Here is a 17,235-nt window from a genome sequence, read left to right as displayed (position 1 = left end):
CCGCACTGCTCTCAAGGCCAGTGCAGTACCTGTGGGAGCTGGCTTGCCGGCGATAGGGCCGGTACAGGCTTACTTACGGGCTTTAAGGATGACGAACTTGGGCGTAGCCGCCACCTGCTCCACCCCCCGGAACAACCGCGCCAGCTTGCTGTGATAGCCCAGGTGCCGGTTACCCACGATATACAGCGCACCGCCTACCACCAACGCCTCACGCGCCTGCTGGAACATCCGCCAGGCGAGGAAGTCACCCACCACCTGCTGCTGGTGGAACGGCGGGTTGCACAGCACCACGTCCAGCGACTGCTTCTCTAACCCCGCCAACCCATCGGCTGCCTCGAACACTGCCGGGCGTTCGCCCAGCGCGGCCTGCCAGTTCTCGCGCGCCGATTGCACCGCCATGTACGACTCGTCGACCAGAGTGTACTGGGCATCCGGGTTGGCCAGGGCGCTGGCGATCGCCAATACCCCGTTGCCGCAGCCCAGGTCCGCCACCCGCGCGCGGCCCAGTTCGCGGGGCAGGTGCGGCAGGAATGCCCGCGTGCCGATATCCAACCCCTCACGGCAGAACACGTTGGCATGGTTGAGCAGCTCCAGCTCCAGCGCCGGCGCGTCGAGGCGGTAGCGGCTAGGGTAGGGCGAGCGGGCGACCGGCCGCTCGGCTACCGTCGCGGTCAGCAAGCGGGCCTTTTTCTGCGCCAGCGAGGCTTGCACCGGGCCGATGTACTTCTCCATAAGGTCACCGGCCGCCCTTGGCAGGTGCTTGATCATCGCCCCGGCAATCACCTGCGCACCGGGCGCCAGGTGGCCTTGCAGGCGAATCAGTTGTTCTTCGAGCAGGGCCAAGGTCTTGGGCACGCGCACCAGCACCCGGTCGAACGGGCCTTGCCAGTGTTCGCTGGCCGGCACGAACGGCACACTGTCAAATGGCAGGCCGTTGCGTGCCAGGTTCTTTTCCAGGGCCAGGTGCGCCAGGTGCGAATCGCCACTGCTGACTACCTGCAGCTTGCCCGCCAGGCTGGCGGCCAGGGCGCCGAAGCTGTCATTGAGCACCAGCACCCGGCACTCGGCCCGTGGGGCCTGTTCGTGCAGCTGCGCAAGCAGGTACTCGTCGGCGGCATCGAAAGCCTGCAGTGGGTCGTTGGCCTGTTCCGGCTGGCGGATCAGGTCGAGTTCGGCGTATGGGGTGGTCAACAGGGGCATGGCGTCTGGCTCGGGTACGAAACTGCCCGTTGCGGTTCGCCGCGGGCTTTGCCGGGCGATTCTACAGGGCTTTGCCCAAGGTCGCAGGTTTGACGGTCAGATCCAGCCACGCATGATGGCGATGGCGACGGCGCCAGCTTTGTTGGCGGCGTTGGTCTTGGTAATGACACTGCGGATGTGGAAGTTTATCGTGCTTTGCGACACTGACAGGATCTTGGCGCAATCGAGGGCGGTCTTGCCTGCGGCCGACCATCTCAGCACTTCCAGTTCCCGCTCACTCAACTTCGGCTGCGGCGGGCATAGTGCTGTGAGGTGATGTGCGCTGATCACCTCATGCAGGGTATGACAAAGCCACTGCACACTGCCGGCCTTTCTGTAGAGTTCGGCGATACTGATGGACTTTCTGGACCTGGCTACGCTTATCTGGCTTTCGTTGTGCTGCTGGTCGTGCAATGACTGCGTCCAGCCATGGCGCAAGCCGTTCTGACAGGCAGCTTTACGAAACTGCGGAGCCTCGCGGTACAGTTCATCGGTCCACAGCACCGGCATGGTCGAGCCGTGGCTCGCATTGGCGGCCGAATCCTGCTTGTAGAGGTCATCGCGCTGGTAGCGCTCGATCCATTCATGGGGGTAGTTGCTGTACAGGAACAGGTGGGGTGTTTGCGTAGCGATCTGGATGCGAATGTTCAGCCCCAGGTACTCCATGCCCAGATCCTGCGCCATATGCACGGCCATGCCGAACAACTTCTCTGGGCAGCGTTCGCCGGCGAACGCACGAAGATAGTCGGGTTTCCAGTGGCGCATCTGAAACACTCCCTTGAGCCCCAGGTCCAGTCCGTTTGGGTGCCCGGATGATTGTAGGAAAGGACCTACCAATTTGCTGAGATTTTTTTGTTATAGCGGTCAGGAACCGATGCGACTTCGGCAGGATCGCCGTGGATGAGGCCCTACAAAGCAGTGGTTTTTATCCGCGCCACTTTGCGCGACACTGTGCGCACGCCAAACCTGGAGCCCGATATGACCGCTAGCGCCGAAAAGTTCACCCGCCAGACCCTGCTCGATGTTCAGCCACTCACGCCGAACCTCTTCAGCCTGCGGGTTACGCGCGATGCAGGGTTCCGCTTCCGATCCGGCCAGTTTGCCCGCCTGGGCGTGACCAAGGCGGATGGCAGCGTGGTGTGGCGCGCCTATTCCATGGTCAGCGCGCCTCATGACGAGCACCTCGACTTTTTCTCCATCGTGGTGCCTGGCGGGGAGTTCACCAGCGAGCTGAGCCGACTGGGGGCAGGCGATACCCTGCTGATCGACCGCCAGGCCTTCGGCTTCCTCACCCTTGATCGCTTCGTTGGTGGTCGCGACCTTTGGTTGCTGGCGACCGGTACTGGCATCGCGCCGTTCATGTCGATCCTGCAGGACTTCGAGGCCTGGGAGCGTTTCGACAACATCAAGCTGGTGTATTCGGTGCGCGAAGCGAAAGAGCTGGCCTATGTGGATGAGATCGCCGGGCTGGAGCAGCGCGATTACCTGGCCGAATTCGCTGGCAAGTTGCAGTTCATTCCGGTAGTGACCCGGGAGCAACACCCGGGGGCGTTGAACCAGCGTATCACCACGCTGATCGAGAACGGCGAGCTGGAAAAGGCGGCGGGTCTGGAATTGTCGCCGGAGCATTCGCGGGTGATGCTGTGTGGCAACCCGGAGATGATTGACGAAACACGCAAGGTGCTGAAAGCGCGGGACCTGCAGTTAAGCCTGAGCAAGCGGCCTGGGCAGGTGGCGGTGGAAAACTACTGGTAAGGCCATTGTGGCCGTTGTGAGAGCGGGCGTACCCGCTCCCGCAGCGTTTCCTGCATGACCTCAAGGCAAGCGGTTCTGGTTCTGCGCCTTGAGCAAGTCGCGGATCTCGGTCAGCAAGGTCTCTTCTGCAGTCGGCACAGGCGGGGTAGTCGGCGCAACGGCCTCTTCACGCTTGAGCCGGTTGATCGCCTTCACCCCCATGAAGATGGCAAAGGCCACGATCAGGAAGTCGATCACGGTCTGAATGAACTTGCCATACGCCAGCACCACCGCCGGAACGTCACCTTCGGCAGCCTTCAGGGTAATAGCCAGATCGCTGAAGTCCACGCCACCGATCAACAGGCCCAGTGGCGGCATGATTACGTCACCGACGAAAGACGAGACGATCTTGCCGAAGGCCGCGCCGATGATGATACCAACCGCCATGTCGACGACATTGCCTTTGACCGCGAAGGCCTTGAACTCACTGATCATGCCCATGTTTAGTTCCTTGTAACAAAAGGTAAGGTCTACGCATTGTAAGCCACTTAAACGCTTCATGCGTTGTGCTCAGGGTTTCTGACTACCGTTAGAACGAATAGTTTGTCGCATCCCGAGGCGCTCGAGGCACGTCCGGCTCGGCTATCATGGCGGTTTTTTCCAGGAGACCTCACCCATGGCCAAAGCCAAGCGCTTGTATGGCTGCACCGAATGCGGTGCGACCTTTCCCAAATGGGCCGGGCAATGTGGCGAATGCGGGGCCTGGAACACCCTGGTCGAGACCATGATCGAAAGCGGCGGTGCCGCTGCGCCCAGTAGTGGCCGTGCCGGCTGGACCGGGCAGCAGGCGCAGATCAAGACCCTGGCCGAAGTCAGCGTCGAGGAAATCCCGCGTTTCACCACCAGCAGCACCGAACTGGACCGCGTGCTGGGCGGTGGACTGGTGGATGGCTCGGTGGTGTTGATTGGTGGTGACCCCGGTATCGGCAAGTCGACCATCCTGTTGCAGACCTTGTGCAACATTGCCACGGGCATGCCGGCGCTGTATGTCACCGGCGAGGAGTCGCAGCAGCAGGTGGCCATGCGCTCCCGGCGCCTGGGCCTGCCCCAGGACCAGCTCAAGGTGATGACCGAAACCTGCATCGAGACCATCATCGCCACGGCCCGTGTCGAGAAGCCCCGGGTCATGGTGATCGACTCGATCCAGACCATTTTCACCGAGCAACTGCAATCGGCACCCGGCGGCGTGGCCCAGGTGCGCGAAAGCACTGCGTTGCTGGTGCGCTACGCCAAGCAGAGCGGCACGGCGATCTTCCTGGTCGGCCACGTGACCAAGGAAGGCTCGCTGGCCGGCCCGCGGGTACTCGAGCACATGGTCGACACCGTACTGTATTTCGAAGGCGAGTCCGATGGCCGCCTGCGCCTGCTGCGGGCGGTGAAGAACCGCTTTGGCGCGGTCAACGAGCTGGGTGTGTTCGGCATGACCGACCGTGGCCTGAAGGAGGTGTCCAACCCCTCGGCGATCTTCCTCAACCGCACCCAGGAGGAAGTACCGGGCAGCGTGGTGATGGCGACCTGGGAGGGCACCCGGCCGATGCTGGTGGAGGTGCAGGCGCTGGTCGACGACAGCCACCTGGCCAACCCGCGCCGCGTGACCCTGGGCCTGGACCAGAACCGCCTGGCCATGTTGCTGGCAGTGCTGCACCGTCACGGCGGTATTCCCACCCATGACCAGGACGTGTTCCTCAACGTGGTGGGCGGGGTGAAGGTGCTGGAAACCGCCTCGGACCTGGCGCTGCTTGCGGCGGTGATGTCCAGCCTGCGCAACCGGCCCCTTGCCCATGGCCTGCTGGTGTTTGGCGAGATCGGCCTGTCCGGCGAGGTGCGGCCGGTGCCCAGTGGCCAGGAGCGTTTGAAGGAAGCCGCCAAGCATGGTTTCAAGCGGGCCATCGTGCCCAAGGGCAATGCGCCGAAAGAGCCGCCGGCGGGGTTGCAGGTGATTGCCGTTACCCGGCTGGAGCAGGCCCTGGACGCGCTGTTCGAATAATTCGTGGTCTGCACCGGCCTCTTCGCGGGTGAACCCGCTCCCACAGGTACCGCATCAGCTTCAGGATTGCGCAAACCCTGTGGGCGCGGGTTTACCCGCGAAAGGGCCGGTACAGGCAAAACGAAAAAGGGGCCGACGATGCGCATCGGCCCCCCACCTCACCGCTCAGTCAACAGTCAATGCTCGGCAACCGCACTGCGCCTGACCGTTTCATTGCCATGCTCGTCCATTTCCAGCATCGGCACTTCATTACCCTCGGCATCGAACAGCTTGCCATCCTTGAAGTAGTCGCCATCACGCAGCGCTGAAATGTCCGAGTACTGGATGGTGCGCTCGTACGCGGCGGCAAACACCGACTGCTGGTCCGAGTTGCCGGCGGTGAAGTGGTTGAAGATCAGGTTCAGCAGAATGGCCATGATCGCCGCCGAGCTGATGCCCGAGTGGAAGATGGTCTCGAACCAGTTCGGGAAGTGGTGGTAGAAGGTCGGTGCGGCAATCGGGATCATGCCGAAGCCCAGCGAGGCGGCGACGATGATCAGGTTGACGTTGTTCTTGTAGCTGACCTTGGACAGGGTGCGGATACCGCTGGCCGCCACGGTGCCGAACAGCACGATGCCCGCGCCACCCAGTACCGGAGTCGGGACCGCGGCAATCACCCGGCCCATGATCGGCAGCAGGCCGAGCACCACCAGGATCACGCCACCGGTGGCCACCACGTAGCGGCTCTTGACCCCGGTCACGGCTACCAGGCCGACGTTCTGAGCGAACGCGCTCTGGGTGAACGAGCCGAAGACCGGCGCCAGGATGCTCGATGCCATGTCGGCGCGCAGGCCGTTGCCAAGGCGCTTGGAGTCGACCTTGGTGTCGATGATCTCACCCACGGCGAGGATGTCGGCCGAGGTCTCCACCAGGGTCACCATGATCACGATGCACATCGACAGGATCGCGGCGATGTGGAATTCCGGCATGCCGAAATGGAACGGCGTGGGGAAGGCGAACATTGGGCCTTCAGTGACCTTGCTGAAGTCAGCCATGCCCAGCGCCCAGGCGATCAGCGTGCCGACCACCATGGCCAGCAGGATCGACAGGCGCGAGATCGCCGCGCTGCCCAGTTTGCTCAGCAGCAGCACGATGGCGAAGGTCAGGGCCGCCAGGCCGATGTTGGCCACGCTGCCGAATTCCGGCGAGGCGCTGTTGCCACCCATCACCCAGCGAGCGGCCACGGGCATCAGGGTCAGGCCGATGGTGGTGATGACGATGCCGGTGACCAGCGGCGGGAAGAACTTGGTAATGCGCGAGAACACCGGAGTGATCAGAAAGCCGATCAGCGACGCTGCCATGACCGCCCCGAGCACGCCCGGCAGGCCGCCGCCGCCCTCGCTGCTGAGGATCGCACCCATGGTTGCCACGCCGGCGAACGAAACGCCCTGCACCAGCGGCAACTGGCAGCCGAAGAACGGCAGGCCGAGGGTCTGCAGCAGGGTGGCCAGGCCACCGGCAAACAACGAAGCGGCGATCAGCATGCCGATTTCGGCACCGTTCAGGCCCGCGGCCTGCCCCAGGATCAGGGGTACCGCGACGATCCCCCCGTACATGGTCAGCACATGCTGCAGACCATAGGCCAGGTTGGCACCAAGGCCGAGGTTTTCATCCTCGGGGCGCTTGGCGGGAGACGTGCTAGGGGACGTAGTCATGGAGCAGGCTCTCTGTTTATTGTTGTGGTGCTACTGTAGACACTTCCTACAAATGATTGCCACAAGAATTGTATACAATATTTTGATCGGAGCGCGCACAAGAGCGCCCGCAAGGTGTGCGAGAACCCAATGCAGAAGGCGTACCAACTTGTCAGATGCTGTGCTAGAGGGGTGTGTACAAAACGCTGCTACCCAGGCTTAAAGCTGTCTGGGTAGACAGGAAACACAAGGCGGGGAGGCCATTAGCTAGCTAAGAGATTTCATTATTCGATGAGTTCGCGCAGCTCACGCATCATTTCGGTGCTGTCGGCCACGTTCAATTCCACAAGACGGTGCAGATGGGTCATCGACTCGACGTCGATGTACAGGCAGATGAAGCCCAGGCGGTCCGTCTCCTCGTGACGCAGTTCAACCTGCATCTGTACCCGTGCATCGGGGGCCAGGTGAATGATGGCATCGAAATCCTGGGTCAGGTCGGCATCCCAATTTGCCGGGCGTTCGATCAGCAAACCTTTGAGTGAAAGGTCCAGCAGCTTGGCAGGCCAGCGTTGCACGCCCTGGCGCAGCTCGGTGGGGGCGTCGAAGTCGATGCGCTGGAAACGGCGGCGTTCGTCGTGATCGCTCATGGGGTAGATCCTCGCGTAGGTCCTCAGGTGTCATCCTGACTATAGTTAGAGTGGTATGTACATCAGGTACCGCAATCTGGCCGCAGAGGCTCTAGACCAAAGCAAGTGTGGCAATGCGCGATGACTCGCCCTAGACTCGATGGGCGGTCTTTTCCAATCCACCAGCTGGAAGCAAACCATGAACAACAATAATAGCCTGCTACGCCACATTCCGTGGCTGGCGCTGGCAGTCATAGGAGCCTGTGCGCTGGGTGTGGTTGCCCTGCGTCGCGGCGAGGCGATCAATGCCTTGTGGATCGTGGTCGCGGCAGTGGCCATCTACCTGGTCGCCTATCGCTACTACAGCCTGTTCATCGCCACCAAGGTGATGCAGCTCGACCCACGCCGTGCCACCCCGGCGGTGCTCAACAACGACGGCCTGGACTACGTCCCGACCAACAAACACATCCTCTTCGGCCACCACTTCGCCGCCATCGCTGGCGCAGGGCCCCTGGTCGGCCCGGTGCTCGCCGCGCAGATGGGCTACCTGCCCGGCACGCTGTGGCTGATCGCCGGCGTGGTGCTGGCTGGCGCGGTGCAGGACTTCATGGTCCTGTTCCTGTCCACCCGCCGCAACGGCCGTTCGCTGGGCGACATGGTACGTGAGGAAATGGGCCGCATTCCGGGCACCATCGCCCTGTTCGGCTGCTTCCTGATCATGATCATCATCCTCGCGGTGCTGGCACTGATCGTGGTCAAGGCCCTGGCCGAAAGCCCGTGGGGCATGTTCACGGTGATGGCGACCATCCCGATCGCGATGTTCATGGGCATCTACATGCGCTACATCCGCCCGGGCCATATCGGTGAGATCTCGGTCATCGGCGTGGTGCTGCTGCTGGCTTCGATCTGGCTGGGGGGCCAGATTGCCGCGGACCCGACCTGGGGCCCGGCGTTCACCTTCACCGGCGTGCAGATCACCTGGATGCTTGTGGGTTATGGCTTCGTCGCCGCGGTACTGCCGGTATGGCTGGTACTTGCGCCACGTGACTATCTTTCGACCTTCCTCAAGATCGGCACCATCGTCGGCCTGGCCATCGGTATCCTGATCATCGCGCCCGAGTTGAAGATGCCGGCGCTGACCCAGTTCACCGACGGCACCGGCCCTGTGTGGAAAGGCACCCTGTTCCCGTTCCTGTTCATCACCATTGCCTGTGGCGCGGTGTCCGGCTTCCACGCGCTGATTTCCTCGGGGACCACGCCAAAGCTGCTGGACAACGAAACCAACGCCCGCTACATCGGCTACGGCGGCATGCTGATGGAATCGTTCGTTGCCATCATGGCCATGGTCGCCGCCTCGGTGATCGAGCCAGGCGTGTACTTCGCCATGAACAGCCCGGCCGCGGTGGTCGGTGCCGATGTGGCGTCGGTTGCGCAAACGGTGAGCAGCTGGGGCTTCCTGATCACCCCTGAGCAGCTCGAGGCCACCGCCCGCGACATTGGCGAGCACACCGTGCTGGCCCGTGCTGGTGGTGCGCCGACACTCGCCGTGGGTATCGCGCAGATCCTGCACCAGGTGCTGCCAGGTGAAAATACCATGGCCTTCTGGTACCACTTCGCGATCCTGTTCGAGGCGCTGTTCATCCTCACCGCAGTGGACGCCGGCACCCGTGCCGGGCGCTTCATGCTGCAGGACCTGCTGGGCAGCTTCGTACCGGCGCTCAAGCGCACCGAGTCGTGGACTGCCAACCTGATCGGTACTGCCGGCTGCGTGGCCCTGTGGGGCTACCTGCTGTACCAAGGCGTGATCGACCCGCTGGGTGGCATCAACACCCTGTGGCCGCTGTTCGGCATCTCCAACCAGATGCTGGCCGGTATCGCCCTGATGCTCGGCACCGTGGTGCTGATCAAGATGAAGCGCCAGCGCTACGTCTGGGTCACCCTGCTACCGGCCGTGTGGCTGCTGATCTGCACCACCACCGCAGGCCTGATCAAGCTGTTCGACCCGAACCCGGCAGTCGGCTTCCTGGCCCTGGCCAAGAAGTACAGCACCGCACTGGACGCCGGCCAGGTACTGGCCCCGGCCAAGGACATCGGGCAGATGCAGCACGTGATCTTCAACGCCTACACCAACGCCGGCCTGACCGTGCTGTTCCTGGTGGTGGTGTTCAGCGTGCTGTTCTTCGCTGTAAAGGTCGGCTTCGCCGCCCTCGGCCGCAAGGAGCGCACCGACAAGGAAACCCCGTTCCAGGCCCTGCCTGACGCTTGAGAGGACTGCTGCGATGTTCAACGACCTGGGTCGACTGGGTAAATACCTGGGGCAGGCAGCCCGCCTGATGGTCGGCATGCCCGACTACGACAACTACGTCGAGCACATGCAGACCAAGCACCCGGACAAGCCGGTCATGACGTACGAGGAGTTCTTCCGCGAACGCCAGGAAGCGCGTTATGGCGGCAAGTCCGGGCCCAAGTGCTGTTGAGCCACAAGCGTTAACCTGTCCCGGCCTCATCGCCGGCAAGCCGGCTCCCACAGGTACTCCACAGGCCTCAAGGTCTGTGCGGTATCTGTGGGAGCTGGCTTGCCGGCGATGAGGCCAGTGTTTTTTCCGCACAGGAGATGTTCTGCGTGCAGACGCCTATTCCCGTAACCGTACTCACTGGATTCCTCGGTGCCGGCAAGACCACCTTGCTCAAGCACATGCTCAAGGCCGAGCACGGCCTGAAGATCGCCGTTATAGAGAACGAATTCAGCGAGGCCGGCATCGACAGCCAGCTGCTGGGCGACGAGCCAGTGCAGGTGATGACTTTGGCCAATGGCTGCGTGTGCTGCAGCATCCATGGCGACCTGACCCGCGCCTTGTACCTGCTGCTCGAACGCCTGGATGCCGGCGAGATCGCCTTCGACCGCCTGGTAATCGAATGCACCGGCCTGGCCGACCCGGCGCCGGTGGCCCAAACCTTCTTCATCGACGAGGAACTGCGTGAGCGCTATATCCTCGACGGCATCATCACCCTGGTCGATACCGCCCACGCCGAACTGCACCTGACCCAGACCATCGCCCAGGCCCAGGTCGGCTTTGCCGATCGCCTGCTGCTGAGCAAGACCGACCTGGTCGAGCCCGCTGCGGTAGAGGCCTTGCGCGAGCGCCTGGCCCGCATCAATGGGCGGGCTGCGATCCGCGTGGTCGAGCATGGTCGCATCGACCTGGCCGAGCTGCTGGATGTACGTGGTTTCAACCTAAACCCCGACCTGGGCGCGAACTTGAAGCCAGCACTACGCCCGCTGCTCAAGCCCGCTACCCCGGATCGGATCTCCACCTTGGTGCTGCGCACGGAAAGCGCGCTGGACATAGACCGGCTCAGCGACTTCATGAACGAACTGCTGGAAACCCACGGCAAGCAACTGCTGCGCTACAAGGGCGTACTGAATATTGCCGGTGAATCGCGCAAGCTGGTGTTCCAGGGCGTGCTCAAACTCTATGGCTTCGACTGGGACGCCGAGTGGGCCGAGGGTGAAACCCGCGAGAGCGTGATGGTGTTCATCGCCGACGAACTGCCCGAGGCTACGATTCGGGCTGGGTTCGAGGCGCTGGCTGCGAGCTGAACTGACGCGGCGTCTGGGCCTGGAACCACTGCGGCCAAGAACTACGGTGGCGTGTCTCGAGCTCGATGCACGGGATCAGGCGCTCGGTCAGCAGCTCCGTCTGCCGCATCGCCTTGGCGGTGCGGTACTTGACGCTGTGGATGCATTCGCGGTCGCCGAACTCGCAGCGGTTGAGCGCGGTGCCGCCGCAGGGGCCGTTGGCCAGGCCCTTGGGGCAGGTTTCCGGGCAGATGTACAGGGTGTCTTCCAGGCGGCAGCGGCCGCAGGTGTCGCAGCCTACCAGCGGGCGTTTCACCGCGTGTTCCACCTTGTGCAGCACCTGCGCGCCAAGCCGGGTAGCCCACATCGGCTGGCGCACCGCCCAGCCAAACGCCTTGCTCAGGCCATTGCGACGGCTGAACAGCAGCGAGTGCATGCCATGCATCAGGTGATAGCGCGCTTTCTCCTTGAACGAGGCATAGACCCGCGACTCGCCCTGGCGCCAGCTAGCCTGCGGCGGATGGAAGCTGACTGCCGGCCGGCCGGGCATCTGCCAGCTGGCCTGCCAGGCCGGCGCCCATTGTTCCAGTGTGTGGATTTGCGCCTGCCAGTGCTCGATGCGTGCCTCCAGGGCCAGCAGTTGCTTGAGTTCGTGAACCCCCGACAGATGCACGCCGGCGTAGCCCATCAGTTTCACGCCGATGATCTGCAAGGCCAGGCGGTCGACGCTGCGCGCCAAGGCAAAGGCCTTGGACTTCGCCGCTTCCGCTTCCAGCATGTCGCGCATGGACGGCGTGACGGTCACGCCGGCCACATGCTCGAGCATCGTCGCACGCCCGTGGGTGAGGCTCATCAGGCAGGCCAGCATCGGCCTGGGCGCGGCCTGGCGGCTCATCCAGTGCATCGCTTCCTGGTGTTTGCCGGCATCGAAACCCAGTTGCAGGGTGAGGAAATCGGCGCCTGCCGCCAGTTTTTTCTCGGCCTTGAAGTATTGGGCGCCGCCTTCTTCCTCGCAGTACTTGAACGGGTTGAGCGCCGCGCCAAGCAGCCAGTGCGGGCAGGCCTGGCGGGCGATCTGCAGGGCTGCGACCGATTCCAGGTAGCGTACCGGGCGCTGGCCGGGCTGGTGGCCCGGCAGGCGGTCGCCGGTGAGCAGCAACAGTTGGTCGAGGCCGGCGGCATCCATGCGTTGCAGTTGGGCGAGCAGGTGGTGGCGTTCGCGGTCCTTGCCAGAGAAGTGCGGCAGGGCGGGTACCGGGTTGCTGAACGAGGCGAGGGCGTCCAGTGGCGACATGTCCAGCGGGCTACCGACGCGGTCGCCAATGGCCACGGTCATCGGCCAGCCGCACAGGTGCGCACGGGCCAGGATTGTCTCCATGGCGGCGAAGCGTTCTGCGGAGGGCTTGGGAACGAACTCCATGACGCAGACGAAGGTGTTTTCGCGCAGCGCGGTTTTCAGCAGGCTCATGGGGCCGGGTACCTGGTTTGGTCAGGGTGGCATTTTGCGGCAGAAGGCGAGGGAGGTCATGTCCGGATGCGCAGGCTGGTGCTCTGAATGAGACATCCGGGTTTGCCTGTGCCGGCCTCTTCGCGGGCTCGCCCGCTCCACAGGTAATGCATGAACCTTGAAGCATGTGGGAACCCTGTGGGAGCGGGCATGCCCGTGAAGGGGCCAATACAGACAGAACAATTTCACGAACATGAGGAAACCTTGAGTTCATCTCAAATTTAATGAGTTTGTCTCAAGATGCCAGCGCCCGGAAAATCCCCTCATTCATTTATGCATGCTGAGGGACAAGACATGGCACTGGCACATAACCTGGGCTTTCCACGTATCGGCCGCGACCGCGAGCTGAAAAAGGCCCAGGAAGCCTTCTGGAAGGGTGAACTCGACGAAACCGGCCTGCGCGCCGTCGGTCGCGAGCTGCGTGCCCGCCACTGGCAGGTGCAGAAAGACGCCGGCATCGAACTGCTGCCGGTCGGCGACTTCGCCTGGTACGACCAGGTGCTCACCCACTCGCTGACCTTCGGCGTGATCCCGCAGCGTTTCCGCAGCCACGACGCTGCCAGGCCAACCCTGCAAACCCTGTTCGCCATGGCCCGTGGCGCCGTGGGTGACAGCTGCTGCGGCGGCGCGCACGCCCAGGAAATGACCAAGTGGTTCGATACCAACTACCACTACCTGGTCCCAGAATTCACCGCCGACCAGCAGTTCGCCCTGAGCTGGGAGCAACTGTTCGAAGAAGTGGCAGAAGCCCAGGCCCTGGGCCACGCGGTCAAACCGGTGGTGATCGGCCCGCTGACCTACCTGTGGCTGGGCAAGGCCAAGGGTGGCGATTTCGACAAGCTGGAGCTGCTCGACCGCCTGCTGCCTCTGTATGACCAGATTCTCAACCGCCTGGCTGCCCAGGGCGTGGAATGGGTGCAGATCGATGAGCCGATCCTGGCCCTGGACCTGCCGCAGGACTGGAAGAATGCCTACGAGCGCGTCTACAACATCCTTCAGCGGGCGCCACTGAAGAAGCTGATCGCCACCTACTTCGGCGGCCTGGAAGACAACCTGGGCCTGGCCGCCAACCTGCCGGTCGATGGCCTGCACATCGACCTGATACGTGCGCCCGAGCAGTACCCGACCATCCTAGACCGCCTGCCGGCCTACAAGGTGCTGTCGCTGGGCCTGGTCAATGGCCGCAACGTCTGGCGCTGCGACCTGGAAAAGGCGTTGGAGGTACTGCGCCATGCCCATGAGCGACTGGGGGAGCGGCTGTGGGTGGCGCCATCCTGCTCGCTGCTGCACAGCCCGGTGGACCTGGACCGTGAAGACCAGCTCGATGCCGAACTGCACAGCTGGCTGGCCTTCGCCGTGCAGAAATGCCAGGAAGTGGCGCTGCTGGCCAAGGCCATCAACGCCCCGCAAGCCGACGACGTGGCCGCCGCACTGGCCCAAAGCCAGGCCGTGCAGGCCAGCCGCGCCGCTTCGCCGCGTATTCACAAACCAGCCGTGCAGGCCCGCCTGGCGGCCATCAAGCCCGCTGACAGCCAGCGTCAGTCGGCGTTTGCCCAACGTATCGTCAAGCAACGTGCGGGGCTCGACCTGCCGGCGTTCCCGACCACCACTATCGGTTCGTTCCCGCAGACCTCGGCGATTCGCCTGGCACGCCAGGCTTACAGGCAGGGCAAACTGACCGAGGCCGATTACGTCGACGCCATGCACAGCGAGATCCGCCATGCGGTGAAAATCCAGGAGGACCTGGGCCTGGATGTGCTGGTGCACGGCGAGGCCGAGCGCAACGACATGGTCGAGTACTTCGCCGAGCAGATCGATGGCTATGTGTTCACCCGCTTCGGCTGGGTGCAGAGCTATGGTTCGCGATGCGTGAAGCCTGCGGTGATCGTTGGTGACCTGAGCCGGCCGAAGGCCATGACCGTGGAATGGATCAAGTACGCCCAGGGCCTGACCAGCAAGGTGATGAAGGGCATGCTGACCGGCCCGGTGACCATGCTGATGTGGTCGTTCCCGCGTGAGGACGTGAGCCGCGAAGTGCAGGCGCGCCAGTTGGCGCTGGCGATCCGCGACGAAGTGGTCGACCTGGAAGCGGCGGGTATCAGGATCGTGCAGATCGACGAAGCGGCTTTCCGTGAAGGCCTGCCGCTGCGCCACGGCGCCTGGGCCCATTACCTGGAGTGGGCCACCGAGGCCTTCCGCCTGTGTGCCTCGGGGGTGCGTGACGAAACCCAGATCCACACCCACATGTGCTACAGCGAGTTCAACGACGTGATCGAGTCGATCGCGGCAATGGATGCCGACGTGATCACCATCGAGACCTCGCGGTCGGACATGGAGCTGCTGGCGGCGTTCGAGCGGTTCGCCTACCCCAACGAGATCGGCCCGGGTGTGTATGACATTCACTCGCCACGGGTGCCGACCCGTGAGGAAATGGTCGAGCTGCTACGCAAGGCTGCCCGGCGTATCCCGGCCGAGCGCCTGTGGGTCAACCCAGATTGCGGGCTGAAGACCCGTGGCTGGCCGGAGACCGAGGCAGCGTTGGTGAACATGGTCGCAGCTGCCCGTGAGCTGCGTACCACTGCCTGATTCTTCGCTGGCTGTACCGGCCTCTTCGCGGGTAAACGCGCTCCCACACGGGCTCCATTGGATTCAGCTTCAGTGGGGTCCCTGTGGGAGCGGGTTTACCCGCGAAAGGGCCAGGCCTGTTCAATTCAATCTGTGATCAACGCTCGATTGCCAGGGCCACGCCTTGCCCGCCACCAATGCACAGAGTTGCCAGGCCCTTTCTGGCGTCCCGCTTGATCATCTCGTGCAGCAGGGTCACCAGCACCCGGCACCCGGACGCACCAATCGGGTGGCCAAGGGCAATCGCCCCGCCATTCACGTTGACCCGCGTGGCATCCCATTCCAGCGCCTTGCCCACGGCCAGGGCCTGCGCGGCAAAGGCTTCGTTGGCTTCGATCAGGTCCAGCTCGGCCAGTTGCCAGCCGGCCTTGTCCAGGCAGCGCTGGGTGGCCGAAACCGGGCCAATGCCCATGATCGCCGGGTCCACACCGGCACTGGCATAAGCCGCGATCCTGGCCAGCACCGGCAGGCCCAGGGCCTTGGCCTTGGCTGCGCTCATCAGCAGCACGGCGGCGGCGCCATCATTCAGGCTCGAGGCGTTGCCGGCGGTGACGCTGCCATCCTTCTTGAACGCCGGGCGCAGTTTGCCCAGGGATTCGGCGGTGGTATCCGGGCGTGGCTGCTCGTCCCGCGCGAACACCTTGGGTTCTCCCTTTTTCTGCGGCAGCACGATCGGGGTGATTTCGTCATCGAAGCGGCCGGCCTCGATCGCCGCTACCGCCTTGCGCTGCGATTCGGCGGCAAAGGCATCCTGCTGCTCACGGCTGAGGCCGTACTGGTCCACCAGGTTTTCGGCAGTGATACCCATGTGGTAGTCGTTGAAGGCATCCCACAGGCCGTCGGTGATCATGCTGTCGATCAACTGGCCATGGCCCATGCGCTGGCCGGTGCGGGCCGACGGCATCACGTAGGGGGCAAGGCTCATGTTCTCCTGGCCGCCGGCGATGATTACCTCGGCGTCACCGCAGCGGATGGCCTGAGCGGCCAGGTGCAGTGCCTTCAGGCCCGAGCCGCAAACCTTGTTCAGGGTCATTGCCGGTACGCTGAAGGGCAGGCCGGCCTTGATCGCGGCCTGGCGTGCCGGGTTCTGCCCGGCACCGGCGGTAAGCACCTGGCCGAGGATGACTTCGTCGACCTGCGCCGGGGCCAGCCCGGTCTGCTCCAGCAGGCGCTTGATCACGGCGGCACCCAGGTCTACCGCAGGCACAGTGGCCAAGGCGCCCTGGAAGCTGCCGATGGCGGTACGGGTTGCGGCGACGATGACGACGTCGTTCATGTTGTTGTTCTCCGTGAGATGGGCGTAATGCCTCAAGCATCGATGGCTTTGGCTCATTTGTTAAGTTTGTTTTTCTTTGCGATTGATGTGCAAATCAAATGAATGAGCGCAAAGAGGCCTGCAGAACTATGCTTAGGGATGCGCTTTTACACTCATCTGAATGGAGTTCATGTCCCATGCGTACATTGATCGCCATGACCCTCCTGATTGGCAGCAGCACTGTGTTTGCCGCCACCGAATGCACCACCGCTGATAAAAGCACCTGGCAGGACCAGGCAAAATTCCAGGCGCAGCTCAAGGAACAGGGCTACAAGATCAACAAGTTCAAGGTCACCAAGGGTAACTGCTACGAGATCTACGGTTTCGACAAGGATGGCAGGAAGGTCGAGATCTACCATGACCCAGTGACGGGCAAGGCAGTCAAGACCGAGTACCACGATTGAACAGCGAAGGCACGGTACAGCTGTGGGACCCCCTGCTGCGGCTGTGCCATTGGTCGATTGCCGTGGTGTTCTTCGCCAACTACTTCTTCAACGAAGAAGGTGAAGACTGGCACCAGTGGCTGGGTTACTACGCACTGGCCGTTGTGGTGGTGCGTGTGATCTGGGGCTTTGTCGGGCCACGCAGCGCGCGTTGGGCCGACTTCTGGCCAACCCCGGCAAGCCTGATCGGGCATGCCCGGGCTCTGCTGCATGGGGAGCTTGACCATCACATGGGGCATTCGCCGATTGGCGCCCTGGTGATGGTGCTGATGCTGACCTGCATCGCCGGCCTGGGCCTTACCGGGTGGGCGTCGCAGGAGGTGGACGCGCTGTTTGGTGTCGACTGGCCGATGGACCTGCACAGCTGGCTGGCCAACGCGCTGCTGGCACTGGTTTGCGTGCATGTGCTGGCGGCCATCTACGAGAGCGTGCGCATGCGGGAAAAC

General features: G+C 63.2%; 15 protein-coding genes. 8 read left to right on the top strand and 7 right to left on the bottom strand.

The features are described 5' to 3' along the window. Positions 1-69: 69 nt before the first annotated feature. The gene (locus ACK1U9_RS22325) at positions 70-1,200 is read right to left on the bottom strand and encodes a methyltransferase (protein WP_046616357.1); all 1,131 of its coding nucleotides are present in this window, start codon (positions 1,198-1,200) and stop codon (positions 70-72) included. Positions 1,201-1,296: 96 nt separating this feature from the next. Continuing rightward, a complete protein-coding gene (locus ACK1U9_RS22320) occupies positions 1,297-2,004 on the bottom strand; it encodes an autoinducer binding domain-containing protein (RefSeq protein ID WP_046616356.1) in 708 nt (235 codons plus the stop codon). Between the two features lie 213 nt (positions 2,005-2,217). Between ACK1U9_RS22320 and ACK1U9_RS22315 the strand changes: the two genes are divergently transcribed. Further along, on the top strand, positions 2,218-2,994 hold the full coding sequence (locus ACK1U9_RS22315; RefSeq protein ID WP_046616355.1) for a ferredoxin--NADP reductase: 777 nt from the start codon (positions 2,218-2,220) through the stop codon (positions 2,992-2,994). A 60-nt stretch (positions 2,995-3,054) separates the two neighbouring features. Here ACK1U9_RS22315 and mscL read toward each other — a convergent pair whose 3' ends face one another. Then, positions 3,055-3,474, bottom strand: a complete 420-nt coding sequence (gene mscL, locus ACK1U9_RS22310; protein WP_046616354.1) for a large-conductance mechanosensitive channel protein MscL — start codon at positions 3,472-3,474, stop codon at positions 3,055-3,057. A gap of 175 nt (positions 3,475-3,649) precedes the next feature. Between mscL and radA the strand changes: the two genes are divergently transcribed. Beyond that, on the top strand, positions 3,650-5,020 hold the full coding sequence (gene radA / locus ACK1U9_RS22305) for a DNA repair protein RadA (RefSeq protein ID WP_046616353.1): 1,371 nt from the start codon (positions 3,650-3,652) through the stop codon (positions 5,018-5,020). Between the two features lie 176 nt (positions 5,021-5,196). On the opposite strand, the gene ACK1U9_RS22300 is transcribed toward radA, so the two are convergent. Further along, complete coding sequence (locus ACK1U9_RS22300; protein ID WP_046616352.1) at positions 5,197-6,714, bottom strand: nucleobase:cation symporter-2 family protein; 1,518 nt, start codon at positions 6,712-6,714, stop codon at positions 5,197-5,199. A 263-nt stretch (positions 6,715-6,977) separates the two neighbouring features. Further along, positions 6,978-7,340, bottom strand: a complete 363-nt coding sequence (locus tag ACK1U9_RS22295) for a PilZ domain-containing protein (RefSeq protein WP_046616351.1) — start codon at positions 7,338-7,340, stop codon at positions 6,978-6,980. A 178-nt stretch (positions 7,341-7,518) separates the two neighbouring features. On the opposite strand from ACK1U9_RS22295, the gene ACK1U9_RS22290 reads away from it, so the two are divergent. The 3 genes from ACK1U9_RS22290 to yjiA all read left to right on the top strand — a co-directional run bounded on the left by ACK1U9_RS22290 (position 7,519) and on the right by yjiA (position 10,920). Further along, complete coding sequence (locus tag ACK1U9_RS22290; RefSeq protein ID WP_024087740.1) at positions 7,519-9,585, top strand: carbon starvation CstA family protein; 2,067 nt, start codon at positions 7,519-7,521, stop codon at positions 9,583-9,585. 13 nt (positions 9,586-9,598) lie between these two features. Next, positions 9,599-9,796, top strand: a complete 198-nt coding sequence (locus tag ACK1U9_RS22285; protein WP_013974210.1) for a YbdD/YjiX family protein — start codon at positions 9,599-9,601, stop codon at positions 9,794-9,796. Between the two features lie 146 nt (positions 9,797-9,942). Continuing rightward, on the top strand, positions 9,943-10,920 hold the full coding sequence (gene yjiA / locus ACK1U9_RS22280) for a GTPase (protein ID WP_108479963.1): 978 nt from the start codon (positions 9,943-9,945) through the stop codon (positions 10,918-10,920). Here yjiA and ACK1U9_RS22275 read toward each other — a convergent pair. Then, complete coding sequence (locus tag ACK1U9_RS22275) at positions 10,880-12,367, bottom strand: methylenetetrahydrofolate reductase C-terminal domain-containing protein (RefSeq protein WP_449110193.1); 1,488 nt, start codon at positions 12,365-12,367, stop codon at positions 10,880-10,882. The genes yjiA and ACK1U9_RS22275 overlap by 41 nt on opposite strands. A gap of 333 nt (positions 12,368-12,700) precedes the next feature. Between ACK1U9_RS22275 and metE the strand changes: the two genes are divergently transcribed. Next, positions 12,701-14,992, top strand: a complete 2,292-nt coding sequence (gene metE, locus ACK1U9_RS22270) for a 5-methyltetrahydropteroyltriglutamate--homocysteine S-methyltransferase (RefSeq protein ID WP_108479961.1) — start codon at positions 12,701-12,703, stop codon at positions 14,990-14,992. A gap of 136 nt (positions 14,993-15,128) precedes the next feature. Here the strand turns inward: metE and ACK1U9_RS22265 are convergent, their stop codons facing one another. Further along, entirely contained in the window at positions 15,129-16,307 is a 1,179-nt protein-coding gene (locus ACK1U9_RS22265) for an acetyl-CoA C-acetyltransferase (protein ID WP_153670488.1), read from the bottom strand. A 176-nt stretch (positions 16,308-16,483) separates the two neighbouring features. Here ACK1U9_RS22265 and ACK1U9_RS22260 point away from each other — a divergent pair, with 176 nt between their 5' ends. Together ACK1U9_RS22260 and ACK1U9_RS22255 are read left to right on the top strand one after the other, a co-directional pair. Next, positions 16,484-16,750, top strand: a complete 267-nt coding sequence (locus ACK1U9_RS22260) for a PepSY domain-containing protein (RefSeq protein ID WP_153670489.1) — start codon at positions 16,484-16,486, stop codon at positions 16,748-16,750. After that, the coding region (locus tag ACK1U9_RS22255; protein WP_449110192.1) for a cytochrome b/b6 domain-containing protein at positions 16,747-17,235 on the top strand (489 nt) is incomplete at its 3' end. The genes ACK1U9_RS22260 and ACK1U9_RS22255, both read left to right, overlap by 4 nt.

It is taken from the genome of Pseudomonas sp. XP1 (assembly GCF_053557675.1).
The sequence above is the reverse complement of the archived record's forward strand: the minus strand, read 5'-3'. Positions and strand labels throughout refer to the sequence as shown.

Excerpts from the sequence above, each read along its gene's own strand:
- ACK1U9_RS22325 (WP_046616357.1), bottom strand. The coding sequence starts at position 1,200 with ATGCCCCTGTTGACCACCCCATACGCCGAACTCGACCTGATCCGCCAG.
- ACK1U9_RS22320 (WP_046616356.1), bottom strand. The coding sequence starts at position 2,004 with ATGCGCCACTGGAAACCCGACTATCTTCGTGCGTTCGCCGGCGAACGC.
- ACK1U9_RS22315 (WP_046616355.1), top strand. The coding sequence starts at position 2,218 with ATGACCGCTAGCGCCGAAAAGTTCACCCGCCAGACCCTGCTCGATGTT.
- mscL (WP_046616354.1), bottom strand. The coding sequence starts at position 3,474 with ATGGGCATGATCAGTGAGTTCAAGGCCTTCGCGGTCAAAGGCAATGTC.
- radA (WP_046616353.1), top strand. The coding sequence starts at position 3,650 with ATGGCCAAAGCCAAGCGCTTGTATGGCTGCACCGAATGCGGTGCGACC.
- ACK1U9_RS22300 (WP_046616352.1), bottom strand. The coding sequence starts at position 6,714 with ATGACTACGTCCCCTAGCACGTCTCCCGCCAAGCGCCCCGAGGATGAA.
- ACK1U9_RS22295 (WP_046616351.1), bottom strand. The coding sequence starts at position 7,340 with ATGAGCGATCACGACGAACGCCGCCGTTTCCAGCGCATCGACTTCGAC.
- ACK1U9_RS22290 (WP_024087740.1), top strand. The coding sequence starts at position 7,519 with ATGAACAACAATAATAGCCTGCTACGCCACATTCCGTGGCTGGCGCTG.
- ACK1U9_RS22285 (WP_013974210.1), top strand. The coding sequence starts at position 9,599 with ATGTTCAACGACCTGGGTCGACTGGGTAAATACCTGGGGCAGGCAGCC.
- ACK1U9_RS22275 (WP_449110193.1), bottom strand. The coding sequence starts at position 12,367 with ATGAGCCTGCTGAAAACCGCGCTGCGCGAAAACACCTTCGTCTGCGTC.
- metE (WP_108479961.1), top strand. The coding sequence starts at position 12,701 with ATGGCACTGGCACATAACCTGGGCTTTCCACGTATCGGCCGCGACCGC.
- ACK1U9_RS22265 (WP_153670488.1), bottom strand. The coding sequence starts at position 16,307 with ATGAACGACGTCGTCATCGTCGCCGCAACCCGTACCGCCATCGGCAGC.
- ACK1U9_RS22260 (WP_153670489.1), top strand. The coding sequence starts at position 16,484 with ATGCGTACATTGATCGCCATGACCCTCCTGATTGGCAGCAGCACTGTG.